Origin of the sequence: Algivirga pacifica (genome assembly GCF_039543525.1) — a bacterium.
GTDB classification, from domain to species: domain Bacteria; phylum Bacteroidota; class Bacteroidia; order Cytophagales; family Flammeovirgaceae; genus Algivirga; species Algivirga pacifica.
Genome location: NZ_BAABJX010000045.1, coordinates 67,549 through 87,536, shown reverse-complemented (window position 1 = coordinate 87,536; position 19,988 = coordinate 67,549). Strand labels below are relative to the sequence as shown.

Here is a 19,988-nt window from a genome sequence, read left to right as displayed (position 1 = left end):
GTGTGTGTTGTTAAAGTAAATAATGGCAGGGCATACTCCTATGCGAGATGGTTTTTGGTTACATCGTGGAATACGTTTATATCCCTGCTAATGATTGTGTTGTTATCATTAAGGCCTGTGAAAGTGGCCTGTTTTTTTAGGTCATGGTGGTTAAAGAGCGATTTTATCTGTGACAGTTCGTACCCTTTTCAGGATATCGTAACCGATAAAATCTGAACTCTTTAACCAGTACTTTGGTCTATTTACTTTTTGCTTCCAATGTCTCAGGGATTATTTCCCACTCTTTCAATGCCCAATAAGAAGAAGAAAAATCAACATCCTTCGCATAGGTTGCCTCTTGTCCTCCTTGATGTTTTTCTGTACCAGGATCTACCGGAAGAGCATGCCCCAATGCTTCAAACTCATAGTAAACAACCGCTTCTTGTTCTTCTATTGGGTAGCTTACTCTGGTAAGTCCCTTTACTCCTTCAAAATCTTTATCTGTCTTTGCCCATTCAGTCAATGGTATCTCTTCTTTGGTATGTAACCCAATAAACTGTTTCACCAACTCATTAGCATTCAAGACATTTACAGCATCATCCTGAGCACCATGAAATACCGTTAATGTTGGCCATTCTCCCTCATAAGAAGATGCTTCTCTCACTTTCTCAGCTCTTTGTTGAGGGGATAAGCTTCCCGGATCTTTCATCGCTCCCATACCTGCCAGCATACCAATACCTGCTTTATAAGGAATTCCTGCATTTACGGCTCCTCCCTTAAATACTTCTGGGTAAGTCGCCAACATCACGGAAGTCATCGCTCCCCCTGCCGAGAATCCTGTCACAAATATTTTATCTTCATTTACCTGAAATTTATCTGCCATATAGGCTACCATTTCACGAATCGACTGTGCTTCTCCTCCTTCCCTTGCGATATCTCCCTCCTCAAACCAGTTAAAACAAGCATAAGCGTTGTTATCTGTTTTTTGTTGAGGGTATACCACATAAAACCCATAACGATCTGCCATGGTATTCCACCCACTTTGCACTGCATAATCTGCAGCAGTTTGTGTACATCCGTGAAGTGCTACTACTATAGGTGCCTCCGTTTTTATTTCCTTTGGCTGATAGTAATACATCTCCAATGCTCCGGGATTAGTACCAAATGCTTCTACAGTTGTAAGAGCAACATCAACCGTAGGCTCTTCTTTTGACTCTTGAGGTTGGCATCCTATAACCCACATCAGGATACTGAATACCACAACATATTCTTTAATATTCATGATGATCTCTTTTTTATCCATCGATGTTTACTGGCATCGAAGTGGTCTGAAAATATTGTTCTACAATAGATCGAATAATAGAAAGACACTTTGTACGCTGTTCTACATGAGGAAAATGTCCACAATCTTCTAGTAAATGAATACTATAATTATTCGTCAATTGTTTGATAGAAGAGGCCACTTTGTCTACGGTTAATTCAGGATGCAATACCCGGTTCGGGATATATTGATCCTGCTGTCCAAAAATGACCGTCATAGGGATATCCACTGTCTTATTTGGTAATGGATAATCCAACATTCCGCTCACTGCTGCCGCTACTGCCTTACAAAACCCCTCATGTCTTTCTCCTGTAAGTTTTTCGAGGCGCTGTTGCAATAAAGGTTCAGCCCAAGAAGGCATTTCATAAAAGTTTCTCAGAAAATGTCCTTTCACCTCCTCCTCATCCCACTGCATTACTTGGGATAAAGAGAAAAATTGCTCGGTCAATCTGCGATCTTCTACACTGTATGGTTCTAATCCTGCCGGTGCTGATAATATAACTCCTGAGACCTGATGGGGCATATCCAGGGCAGACAACATCGCCAGTTGTCCCCCCATAGAATGCCCTGCCACGATCAATGAAGATCCTATCAAATCAGTCACCAAATCAGAAATCAAGTTCAAGTACAGACCAAACAGGTCTTGTGTTTCAATCCAGGGTGTCATGCCAAAGCCAGGAAGATCCACGGCAATACAGCGATAGTCCTCCTTCAAGGCCTGTATTGTATCTTCCCATCCCAGAGAGCTACTTCCCATTCCATGTAAGAATAGAATCGTCTGTTCTCCACTCCCCACCTCTCTATAAGCAATGGGATGTCCTTGGTATACTTTACATTTATACATTGGCCGTTTGCTGTGCTAATTGTTCCAATGCGATTTTCTTCACCTCTTTACGATTGATTTTTCCCGTATCTCCCTTTGGCAATTCATTCACAAAGTAGAAATGACGGGGCTGCTTATATCGAGCCAGAATACCCTGACATTTTTGCAACACAATATCTTCGGTAAGTACGGTCTCTCCTTCTCCTACAATCAAGGCAAATCCTGTTTCACCCCACTTTTCGTCAGGTACCCCCACGATGGCAATCTCCTTAATACCCTCCTGCTCTCTCAAGGCATGCTCTACTTCTGCCGGATATACATTTTCTCCACCAGAGATATACATATGCTTAATTCTATCCATCACGTAAAGATACCCTTCCCTATCCTGCTTCAGTAAGTCACCTGTACGGAACCATTCTCCATAGAAAGCTTGTGCTGTGGCCTCTGGGTTTTTCCAGTACCCTGGGGTAACAATAGGACCCTTAATCAAGAATTCACCTACTTCTCCTTCCTTTACATCCTCTCCCTTATCATCCACCAAACGAGTTTCTATATAAAAGTTAGGAAGGCCTATAGAGCCTTTCTTACGGATGGCATCCCTATGGTGTAGAGAGGTTATATTCGGTCCTGCTTCGGTCAATCCAAACCCTTGACGTACCATGACGCCTTTATTCGCCCATTGCTCAATCAATGGAATAGGCATGGCCTCTCCGCCCACAATAAAGTAGCGCAATGGAGAAAGATCAACCTCCTCAAATAATGGACTATCGGCCATCATTTTCAACATCGTCGGCACTGCCATAAATAGGGTGATCTTCTGTTCTTCCAACTCTTTCAATACCTTATCGGCATCAAACTTTGGCATCAGGGTAATACAAGCTCCGTGCATCAACAGAGGAGTCAACAGCACATTCCAGCCTCCTGTATGGAAAGGTGGCATACAAACAATCGTGTGATCATTGGAGGTCACCGTCAAGGTAATTTCCGTATTCACACTGTTCCAGAACATCATGCCATGGGTATATAACGCCCCTTTTGGAAAACCTGTAGTACCAGAAGTGTAAAGGATAAATAAAGGATCATTCTCCTCCAATTCTTCTCTTTTTAAAAGACGTACTTCTTTTTCTGCATACTCCTCTAGCTTGAAGATATCCTGAATGGATAAACGGTGCTGAATAGCCTCATAATAATCTTGTCCATTCAATAGGTGACGGTACGCCAAATCCGTGATCACCATCTTAGGAGATGAGTTATATAGGATGTAATCCAGCTCTCTCCCTGATAATCGGTAGTTTAGAGGAACAAGAATAATCCCTAATCGCTGAGCTACTCCCAGAAGTAATACATACTCCAGGCAAAACTCTGATAAGATCGCTACTCGATCGCCTTTCTGCAGTCCTAGTTGCTGGAAGGCGAAAGCCACCAAATCACTTCTTTTATTCAATTCTCCGTAGGTGATCTCCCGACCGGAATCAGCTTCCCTGATGGCTACCTTATCCGGCTCATACATCGCCCACTTTGAAAACCAGTCTTTTGTATAATGCATTTTAGAGGTAATAGGTAAAAGATAAAAGGTAAAAAGTTAAGTAGTAGAGACGCTCTACCAGAGCGTCTAAAAGCATTATCTATATGCCTAGAGTCTAAAGGCTACTGCTCCAAATGATAGTCCTCCTCCAGATCCTATAAACATCACCAAATCGCCTTCCTTGATCTTGCCATTTTTCTTGGCTTTTTCATAAGCCATCGGGATGCAGGCAGACCCTGTATAGCCATAATTATGCATTACGGTGGTCGTCTTACTCATCGGTAATCCCAAACGATCCATTGTAGCCTGAATACTGTTTATATTAATCTGTGTCAGGAAGAAGTGGTCTACTTGATGCGGTTCTACTCCTACTCGCTTACATAGATTCAGTGCTAGTTGTGACCACATCTCAGGGTTAAGCTCTGAAGGGAAACGTTGTAAGATCTTCAACTTATGGTCGTTCTCGGCAACCACTGCAGCCGTAGTCGGTGTTTTTGTCGCTCCTGCATAGATTCCCATCCAGTCGGCATATTCTCCCTTAGTCGTTAACTCACTTGCCAGAAATCCTTTTCCGCTGTCTGAGGTATCTGCTCCCAAGACAAAAGCAGCCGCTCCATCTGCAAACAAGGTCACCGTCTTTTTATCCTGCATGTTCAGGTACTTGCTCATCGCATAAGCACCAATGATCATTACCTTATTGTATTGTTCGTCCGAACGAATGTACTTGCTCGCAATATCCAAGGCTGTCACAAACCCAGCACAAGCGGTATTCACATCAAACGTTCCTGCATTCACAGCGCCCAAACGGTGCTGTACTTTTGAAGCCGTTGAAGGGGATATATACTCCGGAGTATCCGTTGCAATAATCAAAAGATCCAGATCCGTCGCTTTCAAGTCTCCTTCTGCCAAGGCTTTTTCTGCTGCTGCTACACAAAGATCTGCTACAGACTCTTCTTCGTTACACCAACGTCTTTCATAAATCTGTACATTTTCTCTCAACCAGGTATCTACATCTTCTCCCAGTAAATCATTAAAATACTGGTTGGTATACACCTGCTCCGGGACATGCATTCCTGAGGAAAGAATTACCGAATTTCTCATATCACTTAATTTTTTTATTTACTGATGAAAGGAGAACTACGTTGATCGTAATTCCTGTTGACCTAAAAAGATCAATGTAAAGGAGCGGTAAAACCATCTCCTTTACGTCATAGAATAGATTATCCAACCATTCCATCCACACTTAGTACCGTATTCTCCTAAAGATTAAATTGTGGTGTCCTTTCTTGGCTACTGTCCATTGCAATAGTCAAGAGTTGGGGACAATATTTTTTTGTTCCCTTCATTGAAGAGGATGTAGGAAAATAAAGCGATATACTGGTTCCAAGCCCTGCCAAGTTGTAAAGGAAGGGTTGAATCCCTTTGAAACCTTGTATTACTCAGTCTCAACGATTCAACCCTTGCACTAATCAACATTCTATTATTTGTAAGAAGGAAGGTTTACTTTCAACTCCAATGACATCAATCTGCCTGTTGGAGGAGCTGCTGTAAACTCTCTCTGCTCTACACCAAATACATTAGATACCATACCTGATACCGTAAACATCTCATTGATGTGATATCCCACCGCGATGTCTGTTGTTACGAAACCGCCCAAAGGACCATAGTTGAATGAGTTACCACTTCTAGCGTTTTCTACTACTGGTACTCCTCTATATACTAAGTCTTGTGTTTCTGCAGCAATCTGGTAGCTTGAGAAGTAATCATACTCTTGTACCCATCTGTTGAACAATGAACCGAAGAACTTCTCTCCGCTATAGTTCAAGCCGAATGACGCTTTATTATTTGGAGCGTTCACCAATAGGTCTAATTTGTTTACTACACCATCCTTGTTGAAGTCATTCTCTAAGTTGTTCTCATCAATATCATACCCGAAGTAAGAGTAGTTCAACTGCGCACTAAACTCTTTGTTGATATAGTAAGTAACTCCCAAGTCAGCACCGTAAGTATTGAACTCACCGAAGTTGATATACGTCGCTACCAAACCTCCGTAAGGGATTGTTTGAAGATCTGATACCAATTGGTCTCCCATTTTCTCAGCGATACCAACAATCGTTACCGGGCTCAAGAAATCTTTAGAGATATTGTAGTAAGCGTTAGCATCTACAAATAGTTTGTTAGGAACTACTTGTCCTTTGTATCCCAACTCAATCGTTTGCAACTGCTCTACACGTTGCTTCTCTACCATACCAGCACCTTCTGCCAATGTAAATCCTTCTGCGTTACCCAAGATCAAACCACCGAATAGGTTACCATACATGTTCAAGATCGTAGGTGCTGCGATACCTTTACCGTAAGTCAAACGGATGTTGTGTGCGCCTAGCGTCTGTACCAAACCAACTTTTGGAAGTACGTTCAGTCCATATACCTGATGGTTATCTACTCTTAGTGCACCCACCATTTTGAAACCATTGTCAAACTTCTTCTCTGCTTGCGCATAACCACCCAATTGATCTACTACGATGTAATCATCTGCATCTTTATCCAACAAGTATGTACCGTGAGAGTTGGCCATATCTCTTTGCCACTGTGCACCCACTGTTACATCTACACCATAGATTTCACGGTTGTACTGCATCTCTGCATTCCAACGCTTAGAGTCATCGATAAACAATGCTCCAACTGATGGGTCCAAGGCATAAGCTCTTGCCTCTGCTTCTGTTTTTCCTTGTGCAATTTGTCCGTAATACTGCTTTGTATAATCTGAGATAGAATACGTCGCGTCAGTCTTAGAGATTGTGTGGTATACTTGTGCAAAGAATCCTTTGTAGTTGAACTTACCTTGTAGGTAATGTACTTGCCAGTCTTTGATCTGGTTACGTCCTACGTTAGTTGGAGCCAAGTAAGTACTGTTACTACCACCATAGTTCATTGTAATATCCATGTCCTCTATTGGAGAGTAGATCATAGATGCCTCACCTCTTAGGAACTCAAAGTCACGATCCAGGTCCAATTCTTCAACTACTGTTGTTGCGTTAAGGAATACTGAATCCACATAGTCAAATTCAGTACCTCTTGAGTACTCAGCAGTTACTTTATAAGCAAACTTATCGCTTACCTTCTCTGCATGACGCATTCTCGCTGAAAGCATATTTTGATTTCCTGCGTTCAATGCTAGTGTTGTACCTTCATGCTTTCTAGGATCTTTAGTGATCGTGTTCATCAAACCGTTGTGTGCGTTTGGTCCGAATAGCGCTGCATTTGGTCCCAATACTAACTCTACACGCTCGATATCTTCTTTTACTACCGTATTCAAAGGACCTAGTGGAAGGCCTGTTGCAATTAGAGAAGAGAAACGACCATCTGTTACCTGAAGGTTTTTGGCGTTAAAGTTTGAGTTGAAACCACGAACGTTGATCCCTTGTCCTACTACCCCTGCACGGAAGTAGTCTACCCCTTTTTGACGCGCCAAAAGGTCTCCTGCATTCAAGCCTGGTAGTTCAGCGATCTGCTGTAGACCAATCACTTCAATAGTTGCCGGAGTTTCAGTAATTTTTTCAGCCTTACGTGTACCTGAAACAACTACTTCCTCATCCAGTAAAAGACCACCTTCTACCATTGGGAAATCCATTGACTTTACTTCCCCTGCCTTTAGGGATACTGATTTCTGCAAAGTCTCGTATCCTAAGTAACGAACCTCTACTGTATAATCTCCTTCTGGAATATCAATAATCGTAAAAGCACCTGTTACGTCAGTAGTCGTTCCTTGGCTAATTTCTTTTAAAAGGACCGTAGCCCCTACCAATGACTCATTGTTTTGTGACTTAACTACCCCTTTTAGGGTTGCTTTCTCTTGAGCAAACAGCATAGAGCTGCTCAACAAGCAAGCGGTAACAAAGAATAATAGTTTTTTCATTGTGTGTTGTAACTTTTGTGTGTTGTTGTTGTGTTTTATTGACTCTTGAGGTGAGGATTAAGCGGTTTCTTCCAAAACCTTATCTTGAATAGCCTCCTCAATATTTCTTGCTCCAAGGATCCAATGCAATAGCAAGGCTGTCGATACCGCCGCTAAAATCGCTAGCGCTGCCGCAATACCTGGGTTTCTCACGGGACCTTCCATATAAGAAGTAAGTCCTCCATAATAGACTCCAAAATGTACTGTAAGCGCTACTATTGCACTGATTAATGGAACAATAGATCGCACTGCCGGAACAAACAAGCCAAATAGTACCGGAACAAAGGCTGCCGAAAAATAAGCGTATACTCCATTTTGAGCGAAGATACCTACGCTAAGATTCGGAGATACCAATTGCTCATAAGAGAGCAAGATGGCAACCACACCCAATCCGACAATCACCATTCGGTTTGTTGTGACCTGCAATGCAGGGTTATTTTCAAATTTTGATTTAAATACAGTAGATAGAATATCATTGGTAATGGTAGAGGAAATCGTTTGTATCAACCCTTCCAAGGTCGATAAGCCTGCCGAGATCAATCCAAGAACGACTAGTAAGCCTACAGCCACAGGTAAGGTCTCTACTACATAAGTAGTCAGAACACTATCCAAACCAATAGACTCTCCATTTAAAGTCAGGTCTGGAAATGCAATTCTGGCATATAATCCAACGATCACTACACTAAAAAATAAGATCTCTGCCAATACCCCTGTCGTCAAGTATTGATTGACATCTTTCTCTTTCTTCAATAACAATGACTTGGTAATAATATGTGGTTGACAAACCACCGCTATACCTACAATGATTTGGCAAACAATAATCTCAAAATAATCTCTGAATAAAGGACTCCCTGGGTTAAGAGGAGATGCTAAAACGGGATCTATACTTCTCAATCGATCCAGCAACCCTTCTCCTCCCGTAAAGTACGCATACCCAGAGCCTATTAATATTACTGCTACCGTAATCATTAACATTGCCTGAATCATATTGGTATAAACCATAGAATTAGCCCCTCCAAACATCACATAAGTGAATACAAAGGCGACAATTCCTATAAGTACATAAAGCTCTTCTTGCTGTAGTGTACTAGCAATCACTTTCGTTAATCCTACACAGATCAATACCACAAAGGTGATCAGCAATAAAGACAAGAAAGCAAAGAAGGTTCCAAACCCCTTACTCCCATAACGTTCTCCTATCCACTGTGCAATGGTCAGGGACTTCATGCTTACCCCTTTGGTACGGAATCGCTTTGTTAAAAAAATCAGGGAAACCAGCGCACCAAATGGCAAGGCTAGTGCCATCGCGATTACTCCACTTACTCCGTAATAGGCTACGAATCCCGGGTTAATAATAAATGTCGCTGCACTGGTAATAGAAGCAGCCAACGAAAGTCCTACTGCTACGGGAGAAAACGCTACGCTTCCTACCGCAAAGTCCGACATACTCGTCGTCTTTCGAGCTCCTCTAAAGGCAAAAAATGCCAAGAGCAACATATAGCCAATAATTGATATCCATCCTAGCAGTTGCATATATTCACCTGTTGTTATTTGACGCATCGACCAGCCCCTAAGGCGGTCTGTTAGTTTAAAAGTTTCTATCCAATGTATATTTTTCCATTTGTATACATGGATTATTCTTGTGAAGACTAGCAATATTTAGGTGAACGAAGGGGTTTCATTAGGTAAACGGCATGATTTAAGTCGTAAAAAGTACACTTATTGAAAAAAGTAAAAGGTAATAGGTAAAAAGTATGAGGTACCTATCACTATCTATGAAATTGTATCTAGCTTATCGGTTATCGGTTATCGGTTATCGGTTATCGGTTAAGAAAACTACTTTACCCCTAAACAACTTGTGACACCCTTTCAACATTTTTTTAAACGATAAGCGATAAGCAATAACCGATAAACTCCATTACAACACCTTAAAGTATTTCATCAACTCTTCCCGATACGTTTTGCCAATAGGAATAGTTACTTCCCCAATCAATAAGTGATTATCCTCTAATCCATCCACTTGATCTACATTAACGATATAAGAACGGTGCACTCTAATGAAAGGAGTATTCGGTAGCTTTTTCTCCAAATGCTTCAAGGCATAGTTCACCAAGTAACTACCTTCATCAGTAACCACAGAAGCATAGATATCATTGGCTTGTATGTACTTAATATTTCCAACGACTACCTTGACCAGCTTATTTTTAGACTTCACGAAAATTGCATCGGACACTGTAAGTCTCTCCAGAGAGTCATCTTGATCCTCTTCCTCTGTCTTGGACTTGTACATCGCCAGTTCAATACTAGAACGCAGGGTATATTTATCAAAAGGTTTTTGTAGGTAAGCTGCAGGAACGGTGTGTTTTGCACGGTTGAAAGTTTCTTCATCCTTTAAGGAAGTCAGATAGATAATCGGGCCTTTATAATAGGCTCTAAGTGCAGTAGCCGTTTGCACTCCATCATAGGTTCCGAGAAGTTCAATATCCAATAGTAATAAATCAACCTTTGGTTTTTGCTTCATAAATGCTTCCGCATCCTCTCCTTTTCTAAATATTTCCAATACTTCATACCCAAGATCCTCCAAGGTAAAAGAAAGGCTTCTTCCAATCACCAAATCATCCTCTACAATGACTATTTTCAATGCTTCCTCCATTTCTCTATGTGTTGTTCTATTTTAGTAATGTCCTCAATAACTACCTCTGTTGAATCGTTGAATTGAGCTTCGCTCCATTACATGGCGTCTTGATTCGAGTTGAATTGTTGATTGAAATATGGACAAACACTCGGACAACCTTTCAACTCAAATCAACGGTTCAACGAGCGAAGCTCAATTCAACGATTCAACAAATAGCAGTTAGGATGCAATAAAATAACAGAATTAGAATATTTTTATTATTTTTTGAAAACTTATTGATCAACACAAGCTTCTATGATCATGCGGATCACTTTTTTATATATTTCACTGCTTATATCTCTTATTACGGGCTATTCTACTGTTAGTGCTCAAACGGCGGACCTGCTATTTTTTACGGGGATGAATGATACCCCTCAGCAAAAGCAGCTGCCTTTTCACGTGCTTGAGGCAATGGAAAACTATACTCCTTCCGAAGCCAAAGCAAAACTTGATCACATAATTACTTCGGGGCAATATGGTTTTAATAGCAATCACCATAACACCTACTGGCTAAAGGTCCCACTCCATGAACCTACCCCCTTTGATCCTCTACTTGTCATTCCTGGATGGGGAAGTGTTGAAGTATGGAACTGGGATGACCTCACGCCTATTGGTAAAGGAGGGCACGTACAGTCCATCACACACTATTTGCAGCGGGATGCTTTACATATCCCAGCCTCTACCACGGCTTTATTGGTTCGTCTAAGAACAGAAGTGAGCACTCTCAATCAAGAAGGTGCGACGGTACAACTACATTCTGCCCATTCCTACGAATTACTACAATACCGTAAGCATTTTATACAAGCCCTATTTATCGGTATTGTATTGATCATGGCTATGTATAACTTTTTGATATTCATTACCATTCGGGATATCAGCTACCTATACTATGTACTTTCCATTACGGGTATTGGGCTTTATATGATGTTCTTTCATGGACTCAACCGACTTATTCTATGGCCCAATGCCTATTATTGGGACGCCCATAGCTTTGCCTTCATCGTACCCTTGACAGGTATTGCCCGTACCTTATTTACCCGGAAGTACCTACACCTAAAAGAATATTTGCCACTATGGGATAAAGGACTGTATTATTTATTATTCCTTTACTTTATTCCTATCAGTCTTGGCCTTGTTAGCTACTTTACCCCTCTGGACTTACTACAACTTGCAACTCAGTCCATCGCTATTATCGGCGGCATAGTACTCATTAGTATGATTGCGACAGCCTATATGGTGTATCAACAAGGGTATCGTCCTGCACGTTATTTTATGGTTGCTAACTTTCTATTTGTGATCGGGGCTTTACTATTAATTTTACAGGAAGTATCCCTTCTACCTAATAGTCCCATCATTAGTTATACCACTCAAATTGGCGTAGTCGCTCAAGTCATTCTATTCTCCTTGGGATTAGCCTCTCGCCTCAAGCTATCACAAGAACAAGTCTTGCAACGAACGTTGGAAAAGGAACGTTTGGAACGAGAAAAAGAAAGGGAAAAGCAGATGTTAATAGCCTCTCAAAAGGCAGAACTCAAACGAGAAGTAGAAGAACGTACAGAAGAACTGGCCGCAACGATTACACAATTGAGTGCTTCTGAAGCATCTTTGAAAAGACTAAATACCTTAAAGGATCGACTATTTTCGATTATCTCCCATGACCTTAGAAGTCCACTGGCGACGTTTGGGTCTTTTATGGATTTATTGCTGCACCACAGTCACCGTATGAGTGAGCAAGAGTTGCAAGAAGTTGCTAACGAAACCAACCATTCTTTACAGGCACTTTTCGACTTATTGGACAACTTGCTACATTGGTCCAGAATGCAAATGCAAACCCAAGAGTACGAAGAGAGTGTATTTGATATTCGTGAACTATTAGACAAAAATAACTCCCTGTATACCTCTACGGCCAAGAGTAAAAATATTCAACTTATTATTGAGGAGCCGAACTTACCTTTGCTCGTACAAGTTGACCGTAGCATGATTGACTTTGTGATTCGCAATCTGCTCAACAATGCGATCAAGTTTACTCCTCGAGAAGGAAAGGTGACTTTATCGGTACACAGTGAAGGTGATCAGGTTATCGTTCGTATACAAGACACTGGTGTTGGTATTCCAAATCAAACTTTGATGCAATTACTGACCACCCAAGAACATCTTACGACCAAAGGAACGGAAGGAGAAAGGGGGACAGGACTTGGGTTAACACTTTGTCGGGACTTCTTACAAAAGAACAACTCTAATCTGCAGATTACTTCTGAGGAAGGGGTGGGAAGTACTTTCTTCTTTGAACTAAAAAGGCCAACAAAATACTAATTTGTTCATGATGTTTAATTGAGCTTCGCTCGTTCATGATGTTTAGTTGAGTTTAATTGCTTTTCAATTGAGCTTTGCTCAATAACTATCTTTCTTATAGACAATGAAACTATCATCACATCCAAAAGAAAGCAAAGCTTTCAAAAAACAATAAACTCAACTAAACACTATGAACGAGCGAAGCTCAATTAAAACATCATGAACATCACTTGTATTTTTTGCGAAAAGCAATCTTTTCCAGCTCTCGTTCAATAATTAAATCAGCGATCACATCACTCACCTTTTCGGAAGGTCCCGCCATTGCTTGCTTAAACTTAGCTTCACTGACATCCATACGATAAAGTCCGTTGAGGAGTCGATTAAAGTCATTGGCTAGCAAGTAAGCAATCAATTGACTTAACCGCTCTTTTAACAAGGTATACTCATCAATAGGGTCCGAAGACTCTCCCAAAGGTTCTTCGGGAAGTACCTGTAAATGACTTTTTAGTAAGGTGACAGCTTGTTGGATGTCTTCTGGGGAGTGCATGACAAAAAACTTTGAAATGAAACAGCTCTTATTTATTACAACACATAAATAATCGTTTCTATCTATTCCTACCCCGTTTCTACTCTAAGAGTTCAGATTTTATCTTATTGAAAAAATTAATATTGAGTACTAAAAAGAGAAGATAAAATCGCTCTTAGAGTAGGCGGTTTACTCCTGAAGTTTAGTGAAAAAAAATAGTCAAAGAGCGATTTTATCTAGGGAACTTTATACCTCTTTCAAGATATAGAAGCCGATAAAATCTGAACCCTTTGACTAGAAGGGGGAGGAAGGAAGAAGGATAAAGGAATAGAAACCTATGAATAAGTAATCCTTTATCCTTCTAACAACTGGTCGTAGCGTGGACGCTACGACCTGCAGCGGGTTTGTATTGCTCTTTCTACGTGCATTATTTGTTTAAGTTGACGACATTGCCCCAAAAGGGATATCCTTACCTTACTGCTTAATAATTTTCTGCTGCCAAGCCCCTTGAGCACTTTCTATTCTCAGCAAAAATAATCCTTGTGGTAGATAAGGTAACTCTAATGTATGCTTCCATTCTACACTTCCCTTTCTCAATTTTTCTGATTTGAGCAACGTCCCATCTAATCCATATAGCTTCACTTCTAACGCTCCTATAAAATCATTGTCAAGTGCCAAATGTACGCTATTACCCTGCAAAGGATTAGGATACGCTTTTAGAGCGGTAGCATTATATATATCATCCTCCACTGAAGTGATAGCGCCCACTCTTACAAAACCTTTTCTTGTCTCGGAAATTTTTCCATCAGCACCTCCCGGAATAGTTAAAGTAACATCTTTTGCTCCTTCCGTGGTATAGTAAATCCAATGCAATCCTGCACCCGTACCACTTCTTGGCTCTGCGCCTTCTCCGAAATCCCATTCATAACTCAAGTAATCTCCATCCACATCTGCAATGAATAAAACAATATCTCCAACACCTACCGGGAAAGAAGTCTCTGTAAACTCCAGGTTATTATTGACATAACGTGCCGCCACAACATTGATTCTTGTAGGATCTGCGACTCCAGATACAATTTGTATATCATCCAAGGCAAAACCACTTCCTTGTACACTGCCATTGGCCGCAAAAGTCATTCGGAAGGCTACTTTTTGCCCTAATAATTCATTGACATTGATATACTTCTTGACAAATTCTCCTTCCGTACTACCCGTCATGATCGTAAACCCTCTGCCATAAATGAAATTTTCACTACTGAAGTTATTATACCAATGCGCTGGAGCATAATCTTGCTGCTTGAATAAATACCAGTTTAATCCTCCATCTGTAGAATACTCCCAGAAAATCCCGTCATCACTCTCTGTAATATCATGCTTAATCTTATACTCCAAGAAGTAATTTCCTTTTGCCTGGGTAAGGTCGAAAGCCGGTGTATACAAATAAGCCAATGTTGGCGCTAAATAGTTAGATGTATCCGGATCAAGGACAAATGCCGTTTCCCCACTGCTTACGCTATCTTTCCCACTCTCCTTCGACTGTCCCAAAACAATTTCAGAACCTTCTTCAGACATTGTATAAAACAACGCATCTTCAATCGTTATACCTTCCAGATCTCCTCCATCTGCTAAAGTAAACGGAACAACTTGCTCTGAAATCACCAAAATATCTTTAGAAGATGTAGCTCCTCCACTTACGGTTAGCGTCACCTTATATATACCTGAAGCATTATACACATGGTCAGGATTTTCTTCCTCCGAAGTATTGCCATCTCCAAACTCCCATAAATAACTGGTAGCCCCTCCAGAGGTATAATTAAAGCTTGTCCGTTGCCCTTCATAAGCGACATCAGCTGAACTGAAAGTTGCCTGAGGAGGAGTCGCAGTGATCTCAAAATCTTCAATCATAAATCCATCGTCCGTGTCAGGAATCTGGAACGCACCATTCATATAGAATACAAAACGGAATCTTACATCAGTATTACCTGATAGGCTAGAAATATTATACACTGCTTGCTCACTGTTGACATTCGTAATCCATCCCGTTTGGTTGGCATTAGGATCAGCAGGATTCTCTGGAATAATCAACTCATGAATATCACAAGGTGTACCAGGTTCTTTATTGAACCAGTTTTCTCCTTTAGGGTCATTCATTCCTCCCAGTAAAATCCACTCTCCACCCCCATCGATACTGTATTGTATCTGAGCTGCAGCCGGAGCATTACAATAGGTTGAATGCATACTGTACTTAAACTTCACCTTATATTCCTTGGTGAGGTCTGTCAAATCAAAAGAAGGAGTATATAGTGCAGCTCCATAGGTTTCATTAGGAATACTCGTATTTAATCCCGTCTTCCAGACATAGTTATCAGCCTCCAATACTGGCCCCGAAGCAATTCCTCTTTCCCATACCTTTTCCAATCCTCCATACAACAGTTCTTCCACGAAATCCGAAGGATCCTCACCCTCCTCATCACCAAATGTATTGCGATAAGGGACACTCACCTGATTCACTTCTGGTGGGCCTTCAATAATTTCTACAGGAATACGTGTTTGATCGCTATTTCCATTCCCATCCGTTACCTTCAAGGTGATGAATAACTGCCCTAATACGGGGAGTTTTGTATAAGTGTGCGTAGGATTCTCTTCAGAAGAAATTGTTCCATCCCCAAAGTTCCACTCATAGGTCAAGTTATTACCAAAAGAATAGTTGGTAAAACGCACTTGCTTATCCAACGTCACAATACGTGGAGTAACGTCAAAATCAGCCAGTGGCTTCGCCCCTTTTACTTGCTCCATCGCTTTTTCCAGATCAATACGCCCTGCCCCTAATAAGTTGGCGTAGTCTGGATTTGCTGCATTTAGGTCCTTGGCCGTAGACTTCAAGATATTCTCAATAACTCTAGGCGTAAGGCTCGGATTCTGTGCCTTGAGCAATGCCGCTGCTCCTGCCGCAATTGGACAAGCCATAGACGTCCCGGTCTTGAATCCATAATCACTATCATTGGCAGCCGTGGTACTTAATATGTCTGTTCCCGGTGCCGAGATATCAATCCACGTTCCGTATTGAGAGGACTCTGACTTGGTATCATTTTGCGTAGTATTCGCTACTGCGATCACATCTACGTACCCTGCTGGAAAAGGAGAAGCTGATACATTATCATTTCCTGCTGCAGCGATAAATAACATATTTTTCTCTAACGTTGCCGCCGAGATCATACGCTGTACCTCAGAGTTATAAGAGTAAGAACCATAAGACATACTCACCACATCCGCACCCATCGTAATCGCATAACGCAAAGCGGCCATAGTATGGGTCATGGTACGCGTATCTCCGGTGTCGTCACGGGTCGCCTTGATCGGAAGAATCTTTACCTTTCCATTGGATACAGAAGCAATCCCCTTATTATTATTGGTTACTGCACCCGCTAATCCTGCCGTATGTGTTCCGTGAGAAAAGGTCTCTGTCGTTGCAAAATCAGGTGGGGATGGATCAGGATCTCCATTGGTATATTCGTTACCTGTAGGGTCCCAGCCATTGACATCATCGATATATCCGTTCCCATCATCGTCAATTCCATTTCCCGGGATTTCATTCGGGTTGGTGTATATATTCGCTTTCAAATCTTCATGGTTGATACGAATAGCATCGTCAATAATCGCTACCACTACCTCTTCTCCTGCGTTATTATCAAACTGTCCCCAAGCTTCTATTGCTCCAATAAGTTCCAGATAATACTGCTCTCCAAAACGAGGGTCATTGGGGTCTTCAAAGATATAATCCAATGGCATATAATCTGCGGATAGAATATTGGAGTTCTTTTTCAGCTGTGCCAATGTTCTCTCTGCTTCTTGCTCCGCTCCTTGTTTAAACTCAATGGTCAGCACATCGGAGGTCACCGTACGCAATCCATTCAAAGGAGTTTCCTTTCGGATAATCATGGGATTGTTTAATAAACCAGATAGCACTTTCTTGTCCTCTGATAATTGGTTCAGATTATAAGTATTCATCACTTCTTGAAGTGCTGTTGCTGATTTAAACTTAACCATCAGGTAATTTGATTGTATCCCTTGCTTATCAGCATTCAATAACAAAGAAGGTTGTTGTCCCGTGAGGGAGCCTTGTGCATACAGATTTCCTGAGACACTTGCTATGGTCAGGAAAAAAAGCGGTAGCAGCCCTTTAAAGAAAAGTAATACACTCCTCTCGTAAAAAGCCTGATTACCACCTTTTATAGAATGATAAGGATAGTTCATTTGCATATCTTAATTGATCAAAATCAAAGAATTGACGAATAGCGTTTATTTGCTTAATAACAATAGCCATTGTGCTGTAATGGTACCTGTTGACCCCACAAAACGGTAATTCACTAACAATCGAATCGTACCATCTTCTAGTGTTGTACCCGTTACACTAAAGTTAGGGTCTCCCTCAGAGATAAAATCACCACATTGATCGTAGATGATTAAGGAAATAGGCGCTCCCAGTAAATCCGCTGCAACATTAGACAACTCATATTTCCCCCATTCTCCATCGTCAATCTTCGTCAGTGTTACATCCTCAACCGGCTCCCCTACCTCTCCTCTCACAAAAGTCGTTTGATAGGTGCCTTGCAAATTCGTAGGACAATGAATATCCTGAATCAAAATATCATATTCCTTTTTGATCGCCCCTTGCCCTACTGTCACGCGACTATTGGGGTTATCCAGATTAGTTGCCTCTTCCAAAATCAACGATAATGTTTTTCCCTCAGGCTTATCAATTCCCTCCTTAGAGAAAGTAATCACTTTCATCGTAGCTCTATTACGGGCATTGGTATATTCCACTTGTCCGTTATTGGTTACCCTAGGCTTGTTCTTAATAATAAACACCCCTCCTTCAGCCGTCGCTTCTCGGATAACCTCCTGTCCGGATACCTCGTTATTTTCTACTACCTGTACTTTGTAGTCCTCTCCAAAAACTGCCGATCCCTCAAAGCTATACGCTACCTGTACCCCTTGCTCTCCGTAAATTGCCGATGGCATCACGACAGCGACCTCCAGTACTTCCTGCCCTTCCCTTACCTTGACAGGCTCCAATGTTGCTTCCTGAAACGCTATGGTCTGAGGAAGCAATTCTATATTTAGTTCTTCGTCAAAGGCATCATATTCTCCACACCCCAATAAAGAAACTAATAAGAGTATATATATTGATTGTATTTTCATGTTCTAATTAATTTGTTGTGAGTTGGTGGTTAGTGACTGGTGATTAGTGATTAGTTTGGTGTATTAATATTTCACTGCTCCTCTCTAATCACTAGTCACTAACAACCAATCACTTGTTCACTCCTCACTGTTCACTGTTCACTGTTCATTGTACATTACTCACTGTTCACTGCTCATAAACCACATCAGCTTATCCAATGCAGGCTGATCCGGAATATTTGTATTTGCACTCACTTCATCTGCCGCATAAGGCAATCGTGTCAAATGTCCTCCCAAAGCAGTATTCACAGGAAGTGGGCGGTCTGGAAATCCTGTCCTACGCACGAAGGTCCAAGCATCTAACCCTCGGCCAAACGCCTCTATATATTGCTGAAAATGAATTTCCTGCAATGCTCGCTCAGCGTCCATCAAGCTAATATCCGGCACCTGGTCTTCTAAATACGTTCCGATCTCAAAATCGGATAGCGTTGCTCCTTTTTCGATAACTCCTGGGAAATTATTCAAGTGATAACAATGCTGTATAACTCCAGTATAGTATAACTCCTGTGCCTCAGCGGCAGTGCCTTCTATCCAACCTCTGGTAATCGCCTCGGCCTTAAGGAAACGTAACTCTGCGGCACTTTGCCAAATGTCCGGCGTTGTAGGTGTAATAAAGTTTAAGCTTAATACTGAGGTAACGACAAAAGCTGCTCCACTCCCCGGTTCCATACCGATATGTGGTGCACTACTGCTGTTAAACTGTCCTCGATCAAAAAACACTTCAATACGTGGATCCAGTCTACTATTCAAGGTCTCTACAAAAGGCTCTGAAGCAAAGAAGAACTGACTCTGTCCATCGGCAAACTGCTGATGTAACTTATATAACTGATTGGCATTGGCGATGGAGTTGCCATAACGGAAGATGGCCTCCTGGCTCAAAAGCGTGATATACGGCTGGTCAAAAACAATCTGTAATGCCTCATGATACTCCGCACCCTTTCCACTCAGAATCATCAGTGTCTTAATTCGCAAGGAATTGGCAAACAGCTGCCATAAAGCCAGATCACCTTGATAAATCAAGTCCTGATCGACAATGCGGTCATCATCCCCTAGCTGCATGCTATTGATTGCATCAGTCAGTTTATTCACCACCCCAATCAAGACTTCTTCTTGTGAATTATAATTGGGATAACGGGTAAATAGCTGCTCTCCATCAAAGTCCATTACTTCATCCAAAGGAACATCCTCAAACATTAGCGTAAGATGATAGTAAGCTACTGCTTCCATGATCAGGAACTGTGCAGCGACATTCGGACGGTCACTTTTTTCTGCCGCTCTCCTTCCCAATACTGCATTTTTAATCATCTTTCGATACATGGTCGCCCAGGTATTATTCTGAGGGTAATCAGGCACACTGTAATTATCCGCATCTCCAAAAGAAGCTCCTACATAATACTGTGCCCATCGGTTAAATACATTCGTTTCCAACACTCGGTCAGAACTTAGCGACACCATAATATCCACAAAAAGTACCTCTGGATTGGCGTCAATATCATCTTGCTTTGCAGCCAGGGGGTCTTCATTGATGTCCAGTAATTGGTTACAGGACGTTCCCCCAAGCGCGATCAGCAATAATCCTATTCCTATATATTGCGCTATTTTCATTGCGTTTAGTTTTTAGTTTTGATCAATTCTCTCTTCTGGAGATGTTG

At 41.5% G+C, this 19,988-nt stretch carries 12 protein-coding genes; 1 reads left to right on the top strand and 11 read right to left on the bottom strand.

The genetic code is table 11. From position 1 onward, the window contains the following. Window positions 1-238: 238 nt before the first annotated feature. The 7 genes from ABD985_RS15160 to ABD985_RS15130 all read right to left on the bottom strand — a co-directional run bounded on the left by ABD985_RS15160 (window position 239) and on the right by ABD985_RS15130 (window position 10,256). Entirely contained in the window at window positions 239-1,261 is a 1,023-nt protein-coding gene (locus tag ABD985_RS15160) for an extracellular catalytic domain type 1 short-chain-length polyhydroxyalkanoate depolymerase (RefSeq protein ID WP_345373153.1), read from the bottom strand. A 13-nt stretch (window positions 1,262-1,274) separates the two neighbouring features. Continuing rightward, window positions 1,275-2,144 carry an alpha/beta fold hydrolase gene (locus tag ABD985_RS15155; protein WP_345373151.1) on the bottom strand — a complete coding sequence of 290 codons (870 nt, stop codon included), beginning with the start codon at window positions 2,142-2,144 and terminating at the stop codon, window positions 1,275-1,277. Continuing rightward, window positions 2,137-3,669: an acyl-CoA synthetase gene (locus tag ABD985_RS15150; protein WP_345373150.1), complete on the bottom strand. Its 1,533-nt coding sequence runs from the start codon at window positions 3,667-3,669 to the stop codon at window positions 2,137-2,139. Before ABD985_RS15150 ends, ABD985_RS15155 begins: the two co-directional genes overlap by 8 nt. An 87-nt stretch (window positions 3,670-3,756) precedes the next feature. Continuing rightward, window positions 3,757-4,749 carry a 3-oxoacyl-ACP synthase III family protein gene (locus ABD985_RS15145; protein ID WP_345373148.1) on the bottom strand — a complete coding sequence of 331 codons (993 nt, stop codon included), beginning with the start codon at window positions 4,747-4,749 and terminating at the stop codon, window positions 3,757-3,759. Window positions 4,750-5,128: 379 nt separating this feature from the next. Next, entirely contained in the window at window positions 5,129-7,564 is a 2,436-nt protein-coding gene (locus ABD985_RS15140; protein WP_345373147.1) for a TonB-dependent receptor, read from the bottom strand. A gap of 57 nt (window positions 7,565-7,621) precedes the next feature. Continuing rightward, window positions 7,622-9,136, bottom strand: coding sequence for a sodium/pantothenate symporter (locus tag ABD985_RS15135; RefSeq protein WP_345373145.1), 1,515 nt, complete (start codon window positions 9,134-9,136; stop codon window positions 7,622-7,624). 385 nt (window positions 9,137-9,521) lie between these two features. Beyond that, on the bottom strand, window positions 9,522-10,256 hold the full coding sequence (locus ABD985_RS15130; RefSeq protein WP_345373143.1) for a LytR/AlgR family response regulator transcription factor: 735 nt from the start codon (window positions 10,254-10,256) through the stop codon (window positions 9,522-9,524). A 282-nt stretch (window positions 10,257-10,538) separates the two neighbouring features. On the opposite strand from ABD985_RS15130, the gene ABD985_RS15125 reads away from it, so the two are divergent. Then, window positions 10,539-12,590 (top strand): sensor histidine kinase, encoded by a 2,052-nt coding sequence (locus ABD985_RS15125; protein WP_345373141.1) that lies wholly within the window; start codon window positions 10,539-10,541, stop codon window positions 12,588-12,590. Between the two features lie 205 nt (window positions 12,591-12,795). On the opposite strand, the gene ABD985_RS15120 is transcribed toward ABD985_RS15125, so the two are convergent. The 4 genes from ABD985_RS15120 to ABD985_RS15105 form a co-directional block, all read right to left on the bottom strand. Continuing rightward, window positions 12,796-13,116 (bottom strand): hypothetical protein, encoded by a 321-nt coding sequence (locus ABD985_RS15120; protein ID WP_345373140.1) that lies wholly within the window; start codon window positions 13,114-13,116, stop codon window positions 12,796-12,798. A gap of 453 nt (window positions 13,117-13,569) precedes the next feature. Further along, the gene (locus ABD985_RS15115) at window positions 13,570-17,355 is read right to left on the bottom strand and encodes a S8 family serine peptidase (protein WP_345373138.1); all 3,786 of its coding nucleotides are present in this window, start codon (window positions 17,353-17,355) and stop codon (window positions 13,570-13,572) included. Between the two features lie 39 nt (window positions 17,356-17,394). Next, complete coding sequence (locus ABD985_RS15110) at window positions 17,395-18,297, bottom strand: hypothetical protein (RefSeq protein ID WP_345373137.1); 903 nt, start codon at window positions 18,295-18,297, stop codon at window positions 17,395-17,397. Between the two features lie 159 nt (window positions 18,298-18,456). Then, window positions 18,457-19,941 carry a SusD/RagB family nutrient-binding outer membrane lipoprotein gene (locus ABD985_RS15105; RefSeq protein ID WP_345373135.1) on the bottom strand — a complete coding sequence of 495 codons (1,485 nt, stop codon included), beginning with the start codon at window positions 19,939-19,941 and terminating at the stop codon, window positions 18,457-18,459. Window positions 19,942-19,988 lie beyond the last annotated feature (47 nt).

What these genes read in the sequence shown, in the direction of transcription:
- ABD985_RS15160 (WP_345373153.1), bottom strand. Translation starts at nt 1,261, where the DNA reads ATGAATATTAAAGAATATGTTGTGGTATTCAGTATCCTGATGTGGGTT.
- ABD985_RS15155 (WP_345373151.1), bottom strand. Translation starts at nt 2,144, where the DNA reads ATGTATAAATGTAAAGTATACCAAGGACATCCCATTGCTTATAGAGAG.
- ABD985_RS15150 (WP_345373150.1), bottom strand. Translation starts at nt 3,669, where the DNA reads ATGCATTATACAAAAGACTGGTTTTCAAAGTGGGCGATGTATGAGCCG.
- ABD985_RS15145 (WP_345373148.1), bottom strand. Translation starts at nt 4,749, where the DNA reads ATGAGAAATTCGGTAATTCTTTCCTCAGGAATGCATGTCCCGGAGCAG.
- ABD985_RS15140 (WP_345373147.1), bottom strand. Translation starts at nt 7,564, where the DNA reads ATGAAAAAACTATTATTCTTTGTTACCGCTTGCTTGTTGAGCAGCTCT.
- ABD985_RS15135 (WP_345373145.1), bottom strand. Translation starts at nt 9,136, where the DNA reads ATGCAACTGCTAGGATGGATATCAATTATTGGCTATATGTTGCTCTTG.
- ABD985_RS15130 (WP_345373143.1), bottom strand. Translation starts at nt 10,256, where the DNA reads ATGGAGGAAGCATTGAAAATAGTCATTGTAGAGGATGATTTGGTGATT.
- ABD985_RS15125 (WP_345373141.1), top strand. Translation starts at nt 10,539, where the DNA reads ATGCGGATCACTTTTTTATATATTTCACTGCTTATATCTCTTATTACG.
- ABD985_RS15120 (WP_345373140.1), bottom strand. Translation starts at nt 13,116, where the DNA reads ATGCACTCCCCAGAAGACATCCAACAAGCTGTCACCTTACTAAAAAGT.
- ABD985_RS15115 (WP_345373138.1), bottom strand. Translation starts at nt 17,355, where the DNA reads ATGCAAATGAACTATCCTTATCATTCTATAAAAGGTGGTAATCAGGCT.
- ABD985_RS15110 (WP_345373137.1), bottom strand. Translation starts at nt 18,297, where the DNA reads ATGAAAATACAATCAATATATATACTCTTATTAGTTTCTTTATTGGGG.
- ABD985_RS15105 (WP_345373135.1), bottom strand. Translation starts at nt 19,941, where the DNA reads ATGAAAATAGCGCAATATATAGGAATAGGATTATTGCTGATCGCGCTT.